This is a genomic window from Mangrovihabitans endophyticus, assembly GCF_014646155.1.
Taxonomy (GTDB): domain Bacteria; phylum Actinomycetota; class Actinomycetes; order Mycobacteriales; family Micromonosporaceae; genus Actinoplanes; species Actinoplanes endophyticus.
The window spans coordinates 85,108-104,250 of record NZ_BMMX01000013.1 but is presented as its reverse complement, the minus strand read 5'-3'; the positions used below and the strand labels follow the sequence as shown (position 1 = coordinate 104,250).

Here is a 19,143-nt window from a genome sequence, read left to right as displayed (position 1 = left end):
AGGTCAAGCGGTTTCCCTCGGGCGGATCTCGGTCGGACGCGGGCTCGGGTGTCAGCGTCTGCGTCCGCGGCGGCCGGTCGGCGCGTCGTGCCGGAAATGCACGAACAGCCGTCCCCAGTTGTCGCCGTCCTTCTCCACCCGGTGATAGAGCTGCTTGATCTCCTTCTGGTCGAGGAACCGCAGCACCTTTTTCTTGAGCTGGCCGCTCCCCTTGCCCGGGATGATCTCGACGAGCGTGGCTTTCTTCTCGATCGCCTCGTCGATGATGCCGCGCAGGGCGCGGTCGATCTCATGTCCCTTGTTGAAGATGTCGTGCAGATCCAGCTTGAGCTTCACGCCCGCGATCCTAAGCGGGGTCCGACTTGCCCAACCACGTCTCGACCCGCTGCACCGCCTCGCGGTAGTCCTGATGGTGCTTCATCGCGGCGGCCAGCCGCAGATGCGGCAACGCCTCGCGAAAACGGCCGCCCCGTTCGAGAGTGCGGCCCAGCACATGGTGTGCGTAATGATCCGACGGATCATGCTCGATCAGCGCGCGTAGCTGTGCCTCCGCCCCGGCGAGCTGGGCAGAGTTGAAGTACGCCCGAGCCAGCAGTTGCCGCACCGCGGAATTGTGCGGCTCCGCCGCCACGATCGGTTCCAGCACCTGGGCGGCGCGCCGCGGGTCACCGGACTCGAAGATGACGTTCGCCTTGCGGTACTCCTCCAACAGATCCACCAACACGCTCCCCCACGCTCGGCTCGTGCTCATGAACCACGCTGGCACAACATCGGGCCGACGGCGAGTGTTCACGGCCACCGACTTGACGCGAAAGCGTGACGGCCCGTGACGCGACTCGCCGGCCGCGGTGCATGGCAGGCTCACAGGTGCTACACAGGAATCGGAAAGCCGGCGCAAAGCACAAGCGCCGACAGTAGGGGCATGACGATGGCGAACGCGGACACCAGCAACGAGCTTCGGCGCCCGGACGGCAGCCCGGTCCGGGTCCTCGTGGTGGACGACGAGGCGACGCTGGCCGAGCTGCTGTCCATGGCCCTGCGTTACGAGGGCTGGGACGTGCGCAGCGCCGGCGACGGCATGACCGCCATCCGCACCGCACGCGACTTCCGGCCGGACGCCGTCGTGCTGGACATGATGCTGCCGGACATCGACGGGCTGGAAGTGCTGCGCCGTTTGCGGGGCGAGGCGCCGGACGTGCCGGTGCTGTTCCTCACCGCGAAGGACGCCGTGGAGGACCGGATCACCGGGCTGACCGCGGGCGGGGACGACTACGTCACCAAGCCGTTCAGCCTGGAGGAGGTCGTGGCCCGGCTGCGCGGGCTGATGCGCCGGATGGGCCGCGCCCCGATGCGCACCGAGTCCCAGTTGATGGTCGGTGACCTGTCGCTGGACGAGGACAGTCACGAGGTGCGCCGCGGCGGCGATCTGGTCACCCTGACCGCGACCGAGTTCGAGCTGCTGCGCTACCTCATGCGCAACCCTCGCCGGGTGCTGAGCAAGAGCCAGATCCTGGACCGGGTGTGGAACTACGACTTCGGCGGCCAGGCCAACGTGGTGGAGCTCTACATCTCGTACCTGCGAAAGAAGATCGACGCGGGTCGCGCCCCGATGATCCACACCATGCGCGGGGCGGGATATGTTCTCAAGCCCGCCGACTGACCGCCCGTTCGCGCGGGCCGCCCGCTGGCGTTCGCCGGCCGGCTGGTCCCTGCGCGCCCGGCTGGTCGCCTTGATGATCGCCCTGCTGGCGGTGCTCGGCTTGATCGTGGGCGCGACCTCGGAGATCTACCTGCACAACACGTTGTACAGCCAGGTGGACACCCGGCTCGACGAGGCGAGCAACCGGGCGTTCGGGCACGGTGGCCCGAACGGTGCGTTCATCTTCGTGCAGGAACCGCCGCCGGGTGCGCAGTCGGGTTCGGTCTATCTCTGGCTCACCGGCAGCTCCACGGGTGACCCGGTGGTGGTCGGCGGCGGAATCGTCCAATACCAGCCGGACGCCGAAGACGGGGCCGGCCGGGACGCCGATGGCGGCGGTTTCAAGCCGCGCAACACCTTCCAGCAGTTGCCCGCCGACGTGACCGCGGCGCTGAGTTCGGTCACACCCGGCACCGGCAACACGGACCTCGATCTCGGCAACGACCTGGGCGACTACCGGGTCACCGCGGTCGCCCGCGACGGCGTCGTCCTGGTCTCCGCGCTCTCGCTGGCCGACACGCAGGCGACGCTGCTCAAGGTCACCAGCGTCACCGGCGTGGCGGTGCTGCTCGCGCTGGTCGTCGCCGGGTGGGCCGGCGCGGTGATCGTCCGGCGTAATCTGCGCCCGCTGGAGCGCGTGGCCGGCACCGCGACCCGGGTGTCCGAGCTGCGCCTGGACCGTGGCGAGGTGGATCTGGCCGCCCAGCGGGTGCCGCCCGAGGACACCGATGCGCGCACCGAGGTCGGCCAGGTCGGCGCGGCGCTCAACCGGATGCTCGATCACGTCGGCAACGCGCTGGAGGCGCGGCACAACAGCGAGATGCAGGTGCGCCAGTTCGTCGCCGATGCCAGCCACGAATTGCGTACGCCGTTGGCCGCGATCCGTGGCTACGCCGAGCTGAGCCGACGCAGCCGTCGCCCGGTGCCGGACGAGGTGAGTCACGTGCTGCGCCGGGTCGAATCCGAGGCGCAACGGATGACCACCCTGGTGGAGGACCTGCTGTTGCTCGCGCGGCTGGACGCCGGGCGTCCGCTGGCGCACGATCCGGTGGACCTGTCGATGCTGGTGGTGGACACGGTCAGCGACGCGCACGCGGCCGGCCCGGGACACGACTGGCAACTGGACCTGCCGGAGGAGCCGGTGCTCGTTCGGGGCGATCAGTTGCGGCTCCACCAGGTGCTGGCCAATCTGCTGGCCAACGCGCGCACGCACACGCCGGAAGGCACCACGGTGACCGTCGGAGTGGCCTTGAGCGGCCGGGACGCGCTGTTGCGGGTCACCGACACCGGGCCCGGCATTCCGCCCGCGTTGCAGCCGCACATCTTCGAACGTTTCGCCCGCGGTGACAGCTCCCGGTCCCGGGTGGCCGGCAGCACCGGGCTCGGACTGTCCATCGTGTCCGCGGTGGTGGCCGCGCACGGCGGCACCGTGTGGGTGGACAGCCGACCGGGGCGCACCGAGTTCACCGTGCGGCTGCCGCTGGCGCCGGCCGACGGGCAGGCGCCGCCGACGTCACAGCCCGAGGCGGATGCCGTCCATCAGCACGTCGCGCAGATCGTCCAGTAGCTCCTGAGCCGCCGCGCCGTCGCTGACGTGCAATTCCAGCGGCACCGACTCCCGGTCACGGCCGACGATCACGTCCAGCGCGCACAGCGCCCGCCCGGCCAGTTCGCTGGTCACCCCGGGCAGCGCCACGGCGGCCAGCCGGTCGTCCAGCCAGGGCCGGCCGGCCGCGCCGGGCAGGCCCGCGGCGATCACCGCGACGGCGGTGATCGCCTGGGTCGGCGAGATCTCGCCGAGCAGCACCGTGGGCGATTCCCACACCCGGAGCACGACGGAGCTGACGGCCTGCCGCCGGTCCGCGACCGCGAGCCCCATCAATCCGTCCAGCAGATCCGGCGCGTTCAGGTCGTTCATCGGTCCATCGCAACACACGCAACTTGCATGCGCCCATACCCCACCCGGCGGACATCGTGACGCGCCGCATCGGCTAGGCTGTGCTGCGTGTTTCGTTGGTATTGGCTTTGCAGCCCGGCTCTCGCCGGTGGATTTAGTCCGCCGGCTCCGGTCGGCGCCTCGGCCATGACCACGACCTGAGGCACCCCCGCAGAGCCGGCGCAAAGGCAGCGACATCCGTCGCTGCCTTTTCCCATGTGAGCAGCCGGTTCACGACTCGGGGCGCCGGCCCCACGGGCGGCCGGCGGAAGGACGATCGATCGTGACCATCCCCGAGGTGCAACGCGTCCGCGACCAGCGGATCACTGCCGTGGTCCCGCTGATGAGCCCGGCGCTGCTGCACCACGAGCTGCCGTTGACCGCAGACCTGCACGACGCCGTGGTGGACAGCCGCCACCACGTGGAGGAAGTGCTCGCCGGCCGAGATCCACGGCTGCTGGTCGTGGTCGGGCCGTGCTCGGTGCATGACCCGGAGGCCGCCGCCGAATACGCCGACCGGCTGCGGGAACAGGCCGCCCGGCTGGCCGACGACCTGCTGATCGTGATGCGGGTGTACTTCGAGAAGCCGCGATCCACGGTCGGCTGGAAGGGCCTCATCAACGATCCCGCCCTGGACGGCAGCGGCGACGTCGGCACCGGCCTGCGGGTGGCGCGCAAGCTGCTGCTGGAGGTGGTGCGCCGCGGTCTGCCGGTCGGCGTGGAGTTCCTCGACCCGATCACCCCGCAATACATCGCGGACACCGTGGCCTGGGGCGCGATCGGCGCCCGTACGGTGGAGTCGCAGGTGCATCGCCAGCTCTCCTCCGGCCTGTCCATGCCGATCGGCATGAAGAACCGGCCGGACGGCAGCATCGCCACCGCGATCGACGCGATCCGTGCCGCCGCCGTCCCCCACGTCTTCGGCGGCATCGACTTCTCCGGCACCCCGGCGATCCTGCACACCTCCGGCAACCCGGACTGTCACCTGGTGCTGCGGGGCGGCGCGGACGGGCCGAACTACCGCGCCGAGGACGTGCGCGAGGCGCTCGGCCTGCTACGTGCGGCGGGGTTGCCGGAGCGGCTGGTGGTGGATTGTTCGCACGGCAACAGCGGCAAGGACCACCTGCGCCAGCCCGCGGTGGCCGAGGACGTGGCGGCCCAGATGGAGGCGGGCGGGCGGGGCATCGCCGGCGTGATGCTGGAGAGCTTCCTGGTGCCCGGACGCCAGGACTTGGGCGGCACCCTGACGTACGGACAGTCGGTGACCGACGCCTGCATGGGGTGGGATCCGACGGTGACCGTGCTGGAGCGGCTTGCCGCCGCGTCCGCGAAGCGCCGCACCGCCTGACCTGCCGGTTTCCGCGAGGCGCCCGGCGGCTCGTCGCCGGGCGCCTCGCGGGTTCACAGCCCGCGCACAGGTAGGGCATATGGGTAGGACAGCCGAAACGCCGACAGTCGGGGAGAACGCTTCCGCCTACCCGGAGGACCTGTCCGATGACATCGACGTTGCCCGTTCCGCCGATGGCGACACCCGCGCCGCCGACGGAGGCCACGCCTGCCACACCACCCCGGTCCCGGTGGTCCACGCTGCTGCGCGGCCGACCCGAGGACGCCGGCTGGGTGCGGCCGTCGCTGCTGGCGCTGCTGCTCGTGACCGCGGTCCTCTACCTGTGGGGCCTGGGCGCCTCCGGATGGGCCAACGCGTTCTACTCCGCCGCCGTGCAGGCCGGGTCGCAGAGCTGGAAGGCGTTCTTTTACGGCTCGTCGGACGCGGCCAACTCGATCACCGTGGACAAGACGCCCGCTTCGCTGTGGGTGATGGCCCTGTCGGTGCGGATCTTCGGCCTCAGCTCGTGGAGCATCCTGGTGCCGCAGGCGCTGATGGGTGTGGCCACGGTGGGTCTGTTGTTCGGCACGGTGCGGCGCTGGTTCGGCCCGGCCGCCGGGCTGCTCGCCGGTGCGGTGTCCGCGCTCACCCCGATCGCGGTGCTGATGTTCCGGTTCAACAATCCGGACGCGCTGCTCGTGCTGCTCATGGTCGCCGGCGCGTACGCGACCGTCCGCGCGATCGAGAACGGTTCCACCAAGTGGCTCGTACTGGCCGGCGTCTTCGTCGGGTTCGGCTTCCTCACCAAGATGCTGCAGGCGTTGCTGGTCATCCCGGCCTACGCGCTGGCTTACCTGATCGCCGGCCCGCCGCGGCTCGGTAAGCGCATCGTTCAACTGCTGCTCGCCGGCCTCGCCGTGGTCGTGTCGGCCGGGTGGTACGTGGCGATCGTGGAAATGGTGCCGGCGTCGATGCGCCCCTACATCGGTGGGTCGCAGAACAACAGCCTGCTGGAACTGACCCTCGGCTACAACGGCCTGGGCCGGCTGTCTGGCGATGAGACCGGCAGCGTCGGCGGTGGTGGCGGTCCCGGCGGCGGGCAGGGCGGTCGCTGGGGCGAGACCGGGCTGCTGCGCATGTTCGACAGCGCGCAGGGCGGCCAGATCTCGTGGCTGCTGCCCGCCGCGTTGATCCTGCTCGTCGCCGGGCTGGTGCTGACCGCGCGTGCGGCGCGCACCGACCGGCTCCGCGCCGGGCTGGTCCTGTGGGGCACCTGGCTGGTCGGCACCGCCGCGGTGTTCAGCTTCATGCAGGGCATCTTCCACGCGTACTACACGGTCGCTCTCGCCCCCGCGGTGGGCGCGGTGGTCGGCATGGGTGCGGTGCTGCTGTGGCGCGCACGCCGCAACGTGTTCGCTGCGGTCACCCTGGCCGCCGCGATCGCGGTGACCGCCTGGTGGTCGTACCGCCTGCTGGCCCGCTCCGCCGACTTCCTGCCGTGGCTGCGCTGGGTGGTGCTGATCGGTGGCCTGCTCGCTGCGCTCGGCGTGCTGGCCACGCTGCGCCTGTCGGCACGCGTCGCGGTGGTCGCCGCGGGTGCCGCGCTCGGCGTCTCCCTGGCCGGGCCGGCCGCGTACGCGGTGCAGACCGCCTCGGAACCGCACACCGGTTCCATTCCGTCGGCCGGTCCGGCGGTGGCCGGCGGCTTCGGCGGTCCCGGCGGCGGGCGCGGTTTCCCCGGCGGTGGTCCCGGCGGGTTCCGCGGTGGCGGCCAGAACGGCGGCGGATTCCCCGGCGGCGGCGGCTTCCCGGGTGGCGGCGGATTCCCGGGTGGCGGACCCGGCGGCGGATTCCCGGGCGGCACGCAGCAGAACGGGACCGGCCCGAACGGGACCGGCCCGAACGGGACCAGCCAGAACGGGACCGGCCAAAACGGGACCGGCCAAAACGGGACCGGCCAAAACGGGACCGGCCAGAACGGGACCGGTCAGAACGGGACCGGTCAGCGGACACGGCAGCGAGGGAACTTCGGCGGGCGTCCCGGCGGCGGCCTGCTCGAAGCCGCCACGGTCAGCGCCCAGATGAAGACCCTGCTGGAGACCGACGCCGACAAGTACACCTGGGTTGCCGCGGCGGTCGGCTCGCAGAGCGCCTCCGGATATCAGCTCGCCACCGGTGACCCGGTGATGCCGATCGGCGGCTTCAACGGCAGCGACCCCTCGCCCACACTCGCACAGTTCCAGCAGTACGTCGCCGATGGGAAGATCCACTACTTCATCGGCGACGGGGGCTTCGGCGGCGGTCGTGGCTTCGGCGGCGGCAACTCCGGCGGCAGCAACGCCAGCTCCGAGATCGCACAGTGGGTCGCCGACACCTTCACCGCGCAGACGGTCGACGGCACCACGGTCTACGACCTGACCGCGGCTTCGTGAGGACCGATGTCATGAATCTCTCCACACTGCCCTCGCACTCTGCCTCACCGGCCCGGACCTCCGCTCCGGTGCTGGACGTGGTGGTCCCCGTCTACAACGAGGAGACCGATCTCGAACCGTGCGTGCGCCGCCTGCACGCGTACCTCACGCAGGAGTTCCCCTACCCGTTCCGGATCACCATCGCGGACAACGCCAGCACCGACACCACCGCCGAGGTGGGCCGTGACCTGGACGCCTCGATCGGCGAGGTGACCTTCACCCATCTCGGCGAGAAGGGCCGCGGTCGTGCCTTAAAGCACGTCTGGACGCACTCCGACGCGGCCGTGCTGGCCTATATGGACGTCGACCTCTCCACCGACCTAGGCGCGCTCCTGCCGCTGGTGGCGCCGCTCATCTCCGGGCATTCCGATCTGGCCATCGGGTCCCGGCTGGCGCACGGCTCCCGGGTGGTCCGGGGCGCCAAACGCGAGTTCATCTCACGCAGCTACAACCTGCTGCTGCGCGGCACGCTGTCGGCGCGGTTCTCCGACGCCCAATGCGGGTTCAAGGCGATCCGCGCCGACGTCGCCGCGCGCCTGCTGCCCATGGTTGAGGACACCGGCTGGTTCTTCGACACCGAGATGCTGGTGCTGGCCGAGCGGGCCGGGCTGCGCATCCACGAGGTGCCGGTGGACTGGGTCGACGACCCGGACAGCCGGGTGGACATCGTGGCCACGGCGGTCGCCGACCTCAAGGGGATCGTCCGGCTCGCCCGTGCGCTCGGCACCGGGCGGCTGCCGCTGGCCACCTTGCGCGAGCAGCTCGGCCGCAACCCGCTCCCCGGGCCGCCGGTCGACGGGGTGCCCGCCGGGCTGGCCCGCCAACTGATGCGTTTCGCCGTGGTGGGCGTGGCCAGCACGCTCGCCTACCTCCTCCTGTACGCCCTGCTGCGGACCGGATCCGGTGCGCAGGCCGCCAACCTGATCGCCTTGCTGGTCACTGCCATCGGCAACACGGCGGCCAACCGGCGGCTGACCTTCGGCGTACGCGGAACCGATCGCGTCTTCCGCCATCAGGCACAGGGCCTGGCGGTCTTCGCGGTCGGGCTGGGGTTGACCAGCGGTTCGCTGGCGCTGCTGGACGCGCTGGCCGACGGGCATCCGCGCTGGCTGGAGCTGTGTGTGCTGGTGGTGGCGAACCTGGTCGCGACCGGAGTGCGGTTCCTGCTGATGCGCGTGTGGGTGTTCCGGGCGGCGCGGGCGCGCGCGTGAACGGCGTGCGCGGAATGTCCCACGACGAGCGCCGAAAATCGGTATGCGTGAATCCATCCGTCGGGTAACAATCACCTCGGGTACAGATGGTTACCTGCTCGTCACTGGGCGAGCCGGACCCGAGGGTGGCGGTGGGATGTTCAGCAAGCAGGACGGCCGGCGACTGGCGCAGATGGAACGGCAGTTGCGCCGCGACGACCCGGACTTCTGCCGACGCATGACCGGCGGCGACGACCGTCGCCGCCGGCCGCCGGTGGCGCTGATCGTCGCCGCCGTGCTGGCCTGGTCCGCGGCCCTGGTCTTCGGCACGCTCGGATGGTGGGTGGCCGCCGCCGCCGGCGTCGTGGCCGCCACCGGGGCCGGGGCCGCCATCGCCCTGCGCTGCCGGGCCCACCGCAGATCCGCCGGCCCGGAGCCGCTGCCGCCGGCCTGGTGAGCGTCCCCCGCGACCCTCGGGTCCGGCTCAGAAACGCTGGTTGCGCCCGTACCGCTCGCGTGCCACGTTGCGTTGCCGGTCCCGGTGCACCCGGCGTTCGTCCACCAGCTCCCAGGTCTCCAGATTGCTGGAGCCGTACGGGCCGGCATGCAGGATGGGCGGTTCACCGCTCGGCCGGTACCCGCACCGGCGGGCCACCGAGGTGCTCGACGTGTTGCACGCGTCGATGCGCAACAGCAGCCGGGTGAAGCCGAGCGTTTCCCGCGCGTACCCGCCGAGCACGGACAGTGCGGCGCAGGCCAGACCCCGCCGCCGGTATCGCGCCCCGACGAGGTAGCCCAGCTCGGCCTCCTTCATGCCCGCGTCCGCACCGAACAGCAGCACCTCGCCCAGAGGTTGGCGACCATCGGTGGTGATCGCCAGTTGGATCCGGCGCCCGGTGAGCCGGCTCTGGTGAGCGCGCTTGAGATACGCGATGCCCTCCTCGACATCGAACGGCGAGGGCATCGGCGTCCACCGGGCGATGTCCGGGTCGTCGAGCAGGGCGACCAGGTCGTCCAGATCGTCCGGGCGCCACTCCCGCAGCATGATGCCCTCACCGGCCAACGAGATCGGGAAGGGCAGCCGCCCGGAGGTGGTCATGAAACGATCCTGCCGGTCATCCGCCGGTTCCGGCCAGTCACCCCTGCGACGTGGACATGAGTGACTGACGGAGTGAACCGGCTCGCTATGGAGTCTTGAACTGCTGTTTCGGCTTGCCCTTCATGTAGTCCGCGACCGTGCGATAGACAGCCGGGTTCACGATGCCGTGCGACATGTGGTCGGTGTGATCCGCCCAGTCCGGGTTGACCAGGTATCCCGCGACCACCAGCGACCGGGTACCCACCACGAGCGCGGCCGTCTTGTCACCGTCGGTGGTGCCGGTCTTGCCGAAGACCGGATGCCCGACCACCGAGTGCGCCTCCGGCGCGGTGGCGCCGCCGCAATGCCCGAGCTGTGCCTGATCGCCGACCGGGCAGCGTGCCGCGTCCAGCGCCTTGCGCGCCACGTCGACGCTTGTCGCCCGGGTGCACTGCGGCTGGCCGATGTCCAGCTTCTTGCCGTCGCTGGAGGTGATCGACTCGATCGGCGTCGGCTTGCAGTATTTCCCGTCCGCCGCCAGCGTGGCGTACGCGTTAGCGATGTCCAGCGGCGTGGACGCCGAGACGCCCAGCGTGAACGCGCCCCACTGGTGCGCCGCCTGCTGGTTGTTCGCCATGTTGGCTTCCCGCTGCTGCCGGAACTGCACGCCGAAGCGCTTCGCCACGTCCACCACCTTCTCGGCGCCGACCTCCTCCTGGAGCGGCACGAAGTAGGTGTTCACCGACTTGCCGAAGCCGGTCCACATGTTGAACGGGCCGGTCTCCCCCTTCGCGGCGTTGGTCGGGCAGTAGAAGTGCGTACCCTGACATGCCGCGTCCGAGCTCGGATCGATGATGTAGCCGGACTTGTACGGGTCCTTGGCGTCGATGGTGTGGTCCAGCCCGAGACCGTTCTCCAGCGCCGCCACCATGGTGAACATCTTGAAGACCGAGCCGGCCTGGTAGCCGTTGATCCCGCCACCGCCGGTGATCAGCGGGTTGGTGGTGTTCGGATAGGTGCCCCGGATGTCCTTGGCCGCCTTCTTCGGATCCGAGGAGATCTTGTTCTTCGGATGCGCCGGGTCGTCCAGCTTGAAGTTGCGGTTGGCCGCCAGCGAGCGCACCCGTCCGGTGCCCGGCTCCACCCCGGCCAGCAGCAGGGCGTTCTTGTCGGTGTTCTTGATCTGCTTGCTGATCTCCTTGTGCGCGTCCGCCTGGGCATCCACGTCCAGCGACGTCACCACGTGGTAGCCGCCGCTCTTGAGCTGCCGCTCCCGGTCGTACGCGTTGGCGCCGAACGTCGGCTGGCCGAGCCACCACCGGTAGAAGTAGTCGCAGAAGAAGCCCCAGTTGTTCTTGGCCACCGACACGCAGCCGTTGCCCGGCCGGTTGGTCTTGCTGGGGGCGTCTTCCTTCTTCGCCTCGGCCGCCTGGTCCGCGGTGATGTAGCCGAGGCCGCGCATGCTGTCGATGATGTAGTCGCGACGCTCGGTGGCGCGCTTGCGCCCGTCCGCAGTCGTCGGGTCGTTCGTGGTCGGCGCCTTCACCATGCCGGCCAGCAACGCCGCCTCGGCGACCGTCAGATCCTTCGGCTTCTTCTTGAAATAGACCTGGCTGCCGGCGTAGATGCCGTACGCGCCGTTGCCGAACGGCGCCATGTTCAGGTAGCGCTCAAGAATCTGCTTCTTGGTTAGCTGCTTCTCGACCTGCATGGCGTACTTCATCTCGGAGATCTTGCGCTCGGGTGTGTCCTTCGTCGCATCGACCGCCTGCTGCGGCGTGGTCGCCGAATAGGCCAGCGACATCCGCACGTACTGCATGGTCAGGGTCGACGCGCCCTGCTTGTCGCCGCCGTTGTTGTTGTTCACGAACGCGCGCGCGACGCCCTTCAGGTCGACGCCGTTGTGGTGGTAGAACTCGTGGTCCTCGGCCGCCACGATGGCGTTCTGCATGTTGACGGAGATCTCCCGCATCGGCACGTCGCTGCGGAACTCGTCGTAGAAGACCGACAGCAGCGTCTTGCCGTCGGAGGCGAACACCTTCGTCACCTGCGGTGCGGACTGCTCCTTGAGCTGGCTGGGCAACTCGGCGAAGGTTTCCGAGCCGGCCTTGGCAGCCAGTCCGGACATGGCCACCGCCGGGAAGGAAGCGGCGGCCACCACCACGCCGGCCAGCAATCCGCAGATCAGCAGGGAACCGGCGTTGGTGAAGAGGGAGTGTTCGCGACGTTTCACTCGGACCAGGCTAGCGGCGGCGATCAAAGACGGCATATCGAGGTCCGTCGGTGAGCGCCGCCGCGCCGGTCAGAACGTCGCCGCCGTGGTGCATGCGGCCTCGCCCCGGCAGCCCTTCACCGCAGCGAGCGTGGCGTGCAGCCGGCTCGCCTGGTCGGTCGGCAACTCCGCGATGGTGTTGTGCATCTCGTTCGGGTCGGTGCGCCGGTCGTAGTACTCGCGCCCGCCATCCGCGTACTCCACGTAGGTGAAGTCCGGCGTGCGCAGGGCCTCGTACGTGGTGGGGTTGCCGGCGTGCTTGCGCGGCCGGTCCGGGTCGGTGGGGTCGAAGTCCGGGCCGTGGTGTTCGATCAGCGCGGTGGACCGCCAGTCGTCCGGCGATTCGCCGCGCAGCAGCGGCAGCAGGCTGCGCCCGTCGACGTCGGACGGCGGCGTGACGCCGGTGATCTCGTCGAACGTCGGGCGCAGGTCGATGTTCTCGGCGGGCTGCGCGACCGTAGCGCCCGCGGGGATGCCCGGTCCGGCGGCGATCAGCGGCACGTGGATGTCCGTGTCGAACGCGGTCTGTTTGCCGGGCATCAGGCGGTAGTCGCCCATGTGGTAGCCGTTGTCGGAGTTGAAGATCACCACGGTGCGGTCCGCGACGCCTTCGTCGGTGAGGGTCTGCCGCAGCGAGGCGAGCATCCGGTCCACCGACTGCACGGCCTGCACCCGCTTGCGGAACGCCACGTCGATCTGACCCTTCTCCTCCGCGGTCAGCGGGGTCCGCCCGGCAAGCCACTTCGGCGGGTTCTCCGGCAACTGGTCGTACGCCTTGCCGCGGGGCGCGGTGAGCCCCGGGAAGGCGTTCGCGTCCCGTGGCGCCGGGGTGTACGGGGCGTGCGGCGCGAACGTCGCCACCTCGATCATGAACGGCTTGCCGGACCTGGCCGAGGAGGTGATGAATGCCGACGCCTTGCCGCTGACCACGTCGGTCAGGTAGTCGGCCGGCGTCTCTCCGTAATGCCTGACCTGCCCGTTCTCGTTCATGTTGTAGTTGAATTCGGCGTACGCGTTGCCGCCGGTGTCCCATTCGTCCCAGCCGGGCGGAATCTGGCGGTCCTTGGGCTGATATCCGTTGAGGTACTTGCCCATGAACGCGGTCCGGTAGCCGGCCCGGTGCAGGTCCACGGCGAAGGTCGACTTCTGATTGCCGCGGCGGTTGAACATCGCCATCCCGCCGTCCACACCGCCGTTGGTGAAAACGCCCGTGTTGTGCGGATATTTGCCGGTGAACAGCGAGGAACGGGACGGGCAGCACAGCGAATCGGTGACCGTGTAGTTCGCGAACGAGGTGCCGGCCTTGGCCAACGCCTGCACATGTGGCATGTACTGCACCAGGTTCATCGCGAGATCGTCGGTCAACACGAACACGATGTTGGTCCGGTCGGACGGCGAGGCGCTGGGACTCGGCGCGGCACCCCCGGTGTGGGGCGTGCACGCCGCGAGCCCGAGCACCAGAACGGACGCGGTCAGGAATCGTCGCACCCGAAGACCCTAGATCGACCGCCGTGCGGTGTTGTCAGCGGACTGTGCGACTCGCGCACGCCCCCGGCAGCCCGCCCTCGAACGGGGCGAGCTGCCGGCGGTTCGCCGCTGCGGGCCCGGCGTCGGTCAGCGCCAGTGCAGGCGCGCCGAATAGATGACGTTGGAGTCGGTCCAGGTGACCAGCAGGGTGCGTCCGGTCGGGTCGTACTCCGGATGCGGTGCGATCGCGTACCGGATCGCGCTGCACTGGTTGTTCGGGCAGGTGGAGGCGACGGTGAACGACTTGGTCCACGGCCCTTCCAGGTTCGGCGCGGTCATCACCATGATGTCGGTGTAACCGACGTTGGCGCCGGCCACGAACATCCACGTGTTGTAGTAGTTGCTCCAGAACGCGTTCGACTGGCCGAGTTCACGGTTGGTGAACAGGGCCTGCGAGTTGTCCGGGTGGGTGATGCGCTGAGTGCTCCAGGTCCGGGTGGACTGGTTCCAGTATTCGTACGCGTTCACGTCGGTGGCGCGGGTCGCGGCGACCCGGGCCAGATAGACGTTCGTGTCGTACGCGCCGGCCGGGCCGTAGCCGTAGACGTACACCTTGCCGTCGCGCGGGTTGTAGGTGACCCCGACGTCGCCCCAGTGCGGCTCCGAGCCGCTCCACATGACGTCACCGGCACGGGTGGCCGTGGCGCCGTTCGCGTCCGCGGTCACCGTGGCCACACCCGCGCCGACGATGCCCTGGCCGCCGCTGCCACGGTCGTTCTTCAGATACCAGACCAGTCCGCGGTTCGGCGCGTACTCGACCACGTTGGTGCCGCCCATGCCGTACCGGCTGAGGCCGCCGTTGGCGTTCTCCGCCGCGTTCAGCGGGATCCATTCCTGCGGCCAGCCGCTGCTGTTCACGTTGGTGTCACGCACCCGGATCGGGTTGTCGCGCACGCCGAGGCCGACGCTGTCCGAGGCGGTGAACGCGTAGTCGCCGCCGCCGGTGGGGATCAGCGTGTCCCCGTACGTCCACACCGACTGGCCGTTGACCACGCCGGAGAATCCGAGATCGCGGGCCACCTCGCGGCCGTAGTCCTGGCGGCCGAGATACTCGGTGCTCTCGTTGGACGGCGGCAGCACGCCGGACCCGGTGCTCTGGTCGGGCGCCGGGTAGACGAAGGGGCCCGCGGAGGCGTCGCCACCGAAGGTGAACCGCTGCGCGTCGGTGCCGTTGCAGTCCCAGATCTGCAGTTGTGTGCCGTTCGCGGTGCTACTGCTCGGCGAGTCCAGGCAGCGGCCGGACAGCGGGTTGAACAGCGAGCCGTCGGACCGGGACTGCCACACCTGTTCGCCGACGCCGATGCAGTCCCATAGCTGGACCTTCGTGCCGATGTCGGTGGTGTCGCCCGCGATGTCCAGGCAACGCCCCAGGGTGCTCAGCGAACCGTTCGCGTTGTGCGTCCAGTGCTGGTCGGCGGCGTAGGACTGGCAGTCCCAGAGCTGCACCGCCCGGCCGTTGCCGCCGACGTCGTCACCGTCCACGTCGACGCACTTGCCGCCGATCCCGACGATGGTGACGCCGCTTGCCGCTTCGGCCACGCCGGACTCGACCACGAACGCGCCCACGGCCAGGGACAGGGCCGCCGCGGCGGCGAGGACGGCGCGGCGGGGTGTGTGCTTCACATCGGACCTCTTTCGATGGGGATGGTGGGCCGCCGATGGGGGAACGGCCCGATGCCGGGAGGTCACCGGAGTCAGGTACGGGCCACGTTGTAGCCCTCGGCGGTGACCGCCAGACGCCCGGCTGGATGATCGGCCAGGCTGGTGACCGCCACCTGGCGGGTCTCGCCGGGCAGCAGCCAGAGATAGTTGTCGTCGTACGTGGCGGGCAGCACCCGCTCGCCAGTGTGCTTGTCGCGCAGCGCCAGCCGGAGCATCGCCGCGACCGTGCGGCCGGTGTTCGTGACGCGGGCGGTCAGACCGCCGGGCCGTCGGCGCACGGTGACCCGCACGGTGGTCGCGGCCAGGTCGTTCAGCGCCCGCAGGTCCGCGGGTCGGCGGTATCGCCAGTACACGTTGCGAGACCGCACCCGAGCGGACCCGTCGGTCAGGGTCAGCCGCAGCAGATGCACGGCCGGCGCGTCGTCCGGCCAGTCCACCGTGAACGCCGCGGTCACGGCCGAGGCCGCCGCGGTCAACGTCGTCTGCCGGGGCTCGGACAGGCGCCGGCCGGACAGGTCCACCAGATCGGCGGTGACCACCGCGCCGGGAATCGCCGTCGCCGTGTGATTGACCGCGATCACGTCCCAGTCCGGCAGGTTGGCCTGCACGTGCACCATCTCGCTGGCCACCCGCGCGCCCTGGTAGGTGCCGTTGACGTCCAGGTCGTAGTCGTAGACCTGCCACACCGTGCTGTGCCACGCGGGATGGGACATCCAGAGCAGGACGCCGTTGGCGTCGTGCCAGAGCCGGGCGTTCCAGGCTTCGAACAGCGCCCGCATCGTCTCATAGTTGACCAGTTGCGCCTTGCGGCAGAATTCGCCCAGGCTGGACGACTCCCCGAGGCGGGCGTCGATGGCGTCCTTGTAGGCGTTCGGATTCTGCGCGCCCTTGGTGCACCAGTCGTGCATGAACCACGCGTCGCCGATCGGCCAGCCGGCATCGGATGCGGCGTCGATGCCGAGGAGGTTGCGCATGCTCTCCTCGACCGGCACGGTCGGCATGCCGATCTCGGTGTGGAAGCCGAAGTTGTGCCACGACGCGTTGCCGTTGAAGTAGTTCTCCGGGCTGGCCCAGCCGTAGATGCCGCTGCCCCGGACCGGGCCGCCGATGGAGTTGGGGAGGTAGTACACGTCGGTCAGCTCGGCGATCGAGGAGCGCAGCCCGGCATCGATCGCCGCCGAGGGATCGCCCTCGTTCTTGGCGCACCACAGCGCGACGCTCGGATGGTGGCGGTACCGCAGCACCAGGTCGTGCGCCTGCGCGAGGTAGACGTCGTGATCCGGCGGGTCGAGGAACCAGGCCGACGGGAACTCGCCCCAGACCAGGATCCCGGCCTCGTCGCACTCGGCGAACAGCTCGTCGCGCAGGATCGACCCGAGCCAGGCCCGGATCATGGTGAAGCCGAGGTCGCGATGCAGCGCCACCGCCGCCGGCAGGCGATCGGGCAGGGCGCGGCGCAGCAACTCGTCCCAGCCCCACGAGCCGCCGCGGCAGAACACCGGAACGCCGTTCACCACGAGCCGCAGCGGGGTGTCGCCGTTGCTCACCGCCGCCGCCTCGCGAAAGTCGGCGCCGTCGTCGGACACCAGGATGCGCAGCTCGGACGCGAAGGCGGTCTCCCACACGATGGTGACCGTGTCGAAGGTGGCGCCGGCGCCCAGATCCACTTGGATCCACTCGCCGTCGCGGTAGGCCGACGACCATCGGGTACCCGGATCACCGTCGACCGCCTTGTCCGGGCTGTTCGCGTCGTTGTCCTGTGAGGACGCGGTGGCCGGCCGGTGCAGAGCCAAGTCGGTGCCCGGGTCCGCGCTGTCCGCCACGGTCAGGGTGAACATCGACGCGCCCCAGCCGGTCGCCCGCTTGTCGCACTGCACCCGCAGGTAGCGCCCGGTCTGCCGGGGGAACGTGCTGGTCTTCGCGGTGGATCCGCCGGGCGGCACGGACAGGCCGGGGATGGTCTCGTACGCGATGTGCCGCAGGCCGGTCCGCACCGTGCGGCGATCGCTGAGGGTCCCGCCGGTCAGCGCATCCAGCCGCAGGTCGTAGAGGTGCGGTTCGCCGTAGCCGTTGGGCCACCACAGCCGGGGCCGGTGCACCGGCACGTCCGCGAAGCTGACGTCGGCCCGCCCGCCCGCCGGGACCGTCACGGTCCGGTCGCCCAGCCGCACGCCGCCGAGCCGGCCCCGGACCGTGACCCGGCGGTCGTTCCGCGACGGGTTGTGCACCGGCACGGTGACGGTGACCCGCGCGGTCGAGGTGTCCGGCAGGTCCGGCAGCACGGTCTGCACCCCTGGATCACCCACCAGCACCGGGCCGGTGGTGCGCAGACGCACGTGGTTCCAGATGCCGCTCACCCGGTCGCGCACGGCCGGCATCCAGTCCCAGCCGGAGACCGCCAGGTAGGTGGGCGAGTTGCGGTTCATCATGTCCGAGCCCGCGTCCGTGTACGAGGAGCCGTCCGGCCCGCGGTCCCCCGGATTGCCGGGGAACGGCATCGGATCGATGCGCACCGCCAGCGCATGCTCACCTCCACCGGCGCCCAGTTGGGCCGTCACGTCGAACCGGGCCCGCTGGAACGGGTGGGTCATCTCCCCCACCCGGTCGCCGTCCAGCCAGATCTCGGCGTGGTGGTTGATGCCGTCGAACTCCAGCCACACCCGCCGGTCGTCGCCGGTGCGCAGGCCCGGCGGAAGCCGGAACGGACGGCGGTACCACCAGGAATGCCGGGACAGCGCCTCGGGCACCCGCAGGTTGCCGAACCCGCGTACCGGATCCGGCAGGTGGCCCCGCTCCACCAGCGCGGCCAGCACGGTGCCCGGCACGGTGGCCGGCAGCCACGCCGAGGTGTCCACGCCGGGACGGGCCAGTCGCGCGCCGTCCGCCTCGCCGACCCGGGAGTCGTACGTGAGTGTCCAGCCCGAGTCCAGCGCCACGGTCTGGTCCGCGCCGACCCGCAGCGGCGGTGGCGCCTCGTGGTGCGTGCCCCAGTCCGTCCATCCGGTGGCGTCCGGCCGCCGGTGGGCGCAGGTGCCGAAAATCTGGATGCCGTTGACGCCCAGCGGGTTGGTGGTGGCGCGGGCGGTCGCGGTCAGCCGCACCCAGCGCGCCGCCACCGGGGCGTCCAGGGTGATCGTGGTGACCGCGCCGGTGCCCTGCTCGGTGCGGTAGGCGGTGGTCCAGGTCGAGCCGTCCCGGGACACCTCGACCCGGTACGCCACCGGGTAGCTGGACAGCACCTCGTAACCGGTCGTGCCGGCGCGCGGATTGACATCGCTCGCGCCGCCCGAGTCGAACGCCGGATCGCCCGGCTTCGCCTCGAAGGTCAGGGTGATCGCCTCGACGCGACACTCCGTCTGTAGGTCCACCTCGATCCACTGCGGATCGCTGCCGGCCTCCGCGCGCCATCCGGAGCCGCGCACGCCCGTCTCGTAGAGGCCGTCCAGCGCGAACCACGCCGGGGTCGCCGCGTACGCCGTGGAGGACGCCCGCACCGGCCGGAACCGCGCCAGGTCCGCGGCGTCCGGCTCACGCGGCGCCGCCCGCGCCGCCTCCGCCGTCGAGGCGCCCAGTCCGATGCTGGCCAGCACGGTGGCGTTCGCGCTCAGGAACGTACGCCGGGAGATTCCACCGTCCACCACCGACACGTGCGCCTCCTCGGTCCGTCGTCGTGCATGACAACGTTGTCGGACCGCCAGTGAACGCCGCGCCGCAGGGCATCGTCAAGGGTCGATGTATTTCCCGAACCGCCCCGCGGACAAGCCTCGCCGTCAGTCGAGGTCCGACATGTCCAGCACGAAGCGGTACCGCACGTCGCCGGCGTCCAGGCGGGTGAGCGCCTCCGACACGCGGGCACTGGGCAGCAGTTCGAAGAGCCGGAGGCGGACCACGCCCGCCGCCGCGCCCTGCTGCGCGACTGCGTGCTACGCGCCGTCACCCCGTGACCCGGCTACCGCCACCGTCCCCAGAGGGCGAATCCGG

Annotated in this window: 14 protein-coding genes; 6 read left to right on the top strand and 8 right to left on the bottom strand. The window is 70.4% G+C overall.

All coding sequences use genetic code 11. From position 1 onward, the window contains the following. Nucleotides 1-51 precede the first annotated feature (51 nt). Both IEY73_RS16440 and IEY73_RS16435 read right to left on the bottom strand, forming a co-directional pair. Nucleotides 52-336, bottom strand: a complete 285-nt coding sequence (locus IEY73_RS16440; RefSeq protein WP_189080082.1) for a Smr/MutS family protein — start codon at nucleotides 334-336, stop codon at nucleotides 52-54. A gap of 10 nt (nucleotides 337-346) precedes the next feature. Next, nucleotides 347-718 carry a tetratricopeptide repeat protein gene (locus IEY73_RS16435; RefSeq protein ID WP_189080081.1) on the bottom strand — a complete coding sequence of 124 codons (372 nt, stop codon included), beginning with the start codon at nucleotides 716-718 and terminating at the stop codon, nucleotides 347-349. Nucleotides 719-922: 204 nt separating this feature from the next. Between IEY73_RS16435 and IEY73_RS16430 the strand changes: the two genes are divergently transcribed. Next, complete coding sequence (locus IEY73_RS16430) at nucleotides 923-1,660, top strand: response regulator transcription factor (RefSeq protein WP_189080080.1); 738 nt, start codon at nucleotides 923-925, stop codon at nucleotides 1,658-1,660. Further along, on the top strand, nucleotides 1,638-3,266 hold the full coding sequence (locus IEY73_RS16425; protein WP_189080079.1) for a sensor histidine kinase: 1,629 nt from the start codon (nucleotides 1,638-1,640) through the stop codon (nucleotides 3,264-3,266). Before IEY73_RS16430 ends, IEY73_RS16425 begins: the two co-directional genes overlap by 23 nt. On the opposite strand, the gene IEY73_RS16420 is transcribed toward IEY73_RS16425, so the two are convergent. Beyond that, nucleotides 3,213-3,617, bottom strand: a complete 405-nt coding sequence (locus IEY73_RS16420; protein WP_189080078.1) for a hypothetical protein — start codon at nucleotides 3,615-3,617, stop codon at nucleotides 3,213-3,215. The genes IEY73_RS16425 and IEY73_RS16420 overlap by 54 nt on opposite strands. A 301-nt stretch (nucleotides 3,618-3,918) precedes the next feature. Here IEY73_RS16420 and IEY73_RS16415 point away from each other — a divergent pair, with 301 nt between their 5' ends. From IEY73_RS16415 to IEY73_RS16400, 4 genes are all read left to right on the top strand, one after another. After that, entirely contained in the window at nucleotides 3,919-4,983 is a 1,065-nt protein-coding gene (locus IEY73_RS16415) for a 3-deoxy-7-phosphoheptulonate synthase (RefSeq protein ID WP_189080077.1), read from the top strand. A gap of 146 nt (nucleotides 4,984-5,129) precedes the next feature. Next, nucleotides 5,130-7,394 (top strand): ArnT family glycosyltransferase, encoded by a 2,265-nt coding sequence (locus tag IEY73_RS16410; RefSeq protein WP_189080076.1) that lies wholly within the window; start codon nucleotides 5,130-5,132, stop codon nucleotides 7,392-7,394. Between the two features lie 11 nt (nucleotides 7,395-7,405). Then, nucleotides 7,406-8,644 carry a bifunctional glycosyltransferase family 2/GtrA family protein gene (locus tag IEY73_RS16405; protein WP_189080075.1) on the top strand — a complete coding sequence of 413 codons (1,239 nt, stop codon included), beginning with the start codon at nucleotides 7,406-7,408 and terminating at the stop codon, nucleotides 8,642-8,644. A 136-nt stretch (nucleotides 8,645-8,780) separates the two neighbouring features. Further along, entirely contained in the window at nucleotides 8,781-9,080 is a 300-nt protein-coding gene (locus tag IEY73_RS16400) for a DUF3040 domain-containing protein (protein ID WP_189080074.1), read from the top strand. A gap of 27 nt (nucleotides 9,081-9,107) precedes the next feature. Here the strand turns inward: IEY73_RS16400 and IEY73_RS16395 are convergent, their stop codons facing one another. The 5 genes from IEY73_RS16395 to IEY73_RS16370 all read right to left on the bottom strand — a co-directional run bounded on the left by IEY73_RS16395 (nucleotide 9,108) and on the right by IEY73_RS16370 (nucleotide 18,809). Next, a complete protein-coding gene (locus IEY73_RS16395) occupies nucleotides 9,108-9,722 on the bottom strand; it encodes a GNAT family N-acetyltransferase (protein WP_189080073.1) in 615 nt (204 codons plus the stop codon). A gap of 85 nt (nucleotides 9,723-9,807) precedes the next feature. Further along, on the bottom strand, nucleotides 9,808-11,970 hold the full coding sequence (locus IEY73_RS16390) for a transglycosylase domain-containing protein (protein ID WP_189080072.1): 2,163 nt from the start codon (nucleotides 11,968-11,970) through the stop codon (nucleotides 9,808-9,810). Nucleotides 11,971-12,003: 33 nt separating this feature from the next. Further along, the gene (locus IEY73_RS16385) at nucleotides 12,004-13,461 is read right to left on the bottom strand and encodes a sulfatase family protein (protein ID WP_189080071.1); all 1,458 of its coding nucleotides are present in this window, start codon (nucleotides 13,459-13,461) and stop codon (nucleotides 12,004-12,006) included. Nucleotides 13,462-13,587: 126 nt separating this feature from the next. Next, nucleotides 13,588-15,123: a DUF5005 domain-containing protein gene (locus tag IEY73_RS33595; protein WP_229715880.1), complete on the bottom strand. Its 1,536-nt coding sequence runs from the start codon at nucleotides 15,121-15,123 to the stop codon at nucleotides 13,588-13,590. 71 nt (nucleotides 15,124-15,194) lie between these two features. After that, nucleotides 15,195-18,809, bottom strand: coding sequence for a discoidin domain-containing protein (locus IEY73_RS16370; protein WP_189080070.1), 3,615 nt, complete (start codon nucleotides 18,807-18,809; stop codon nucleotides 15,195-15,197). Nucleotides 18,810-19,143: the final 334 nt, after the last annotated feature.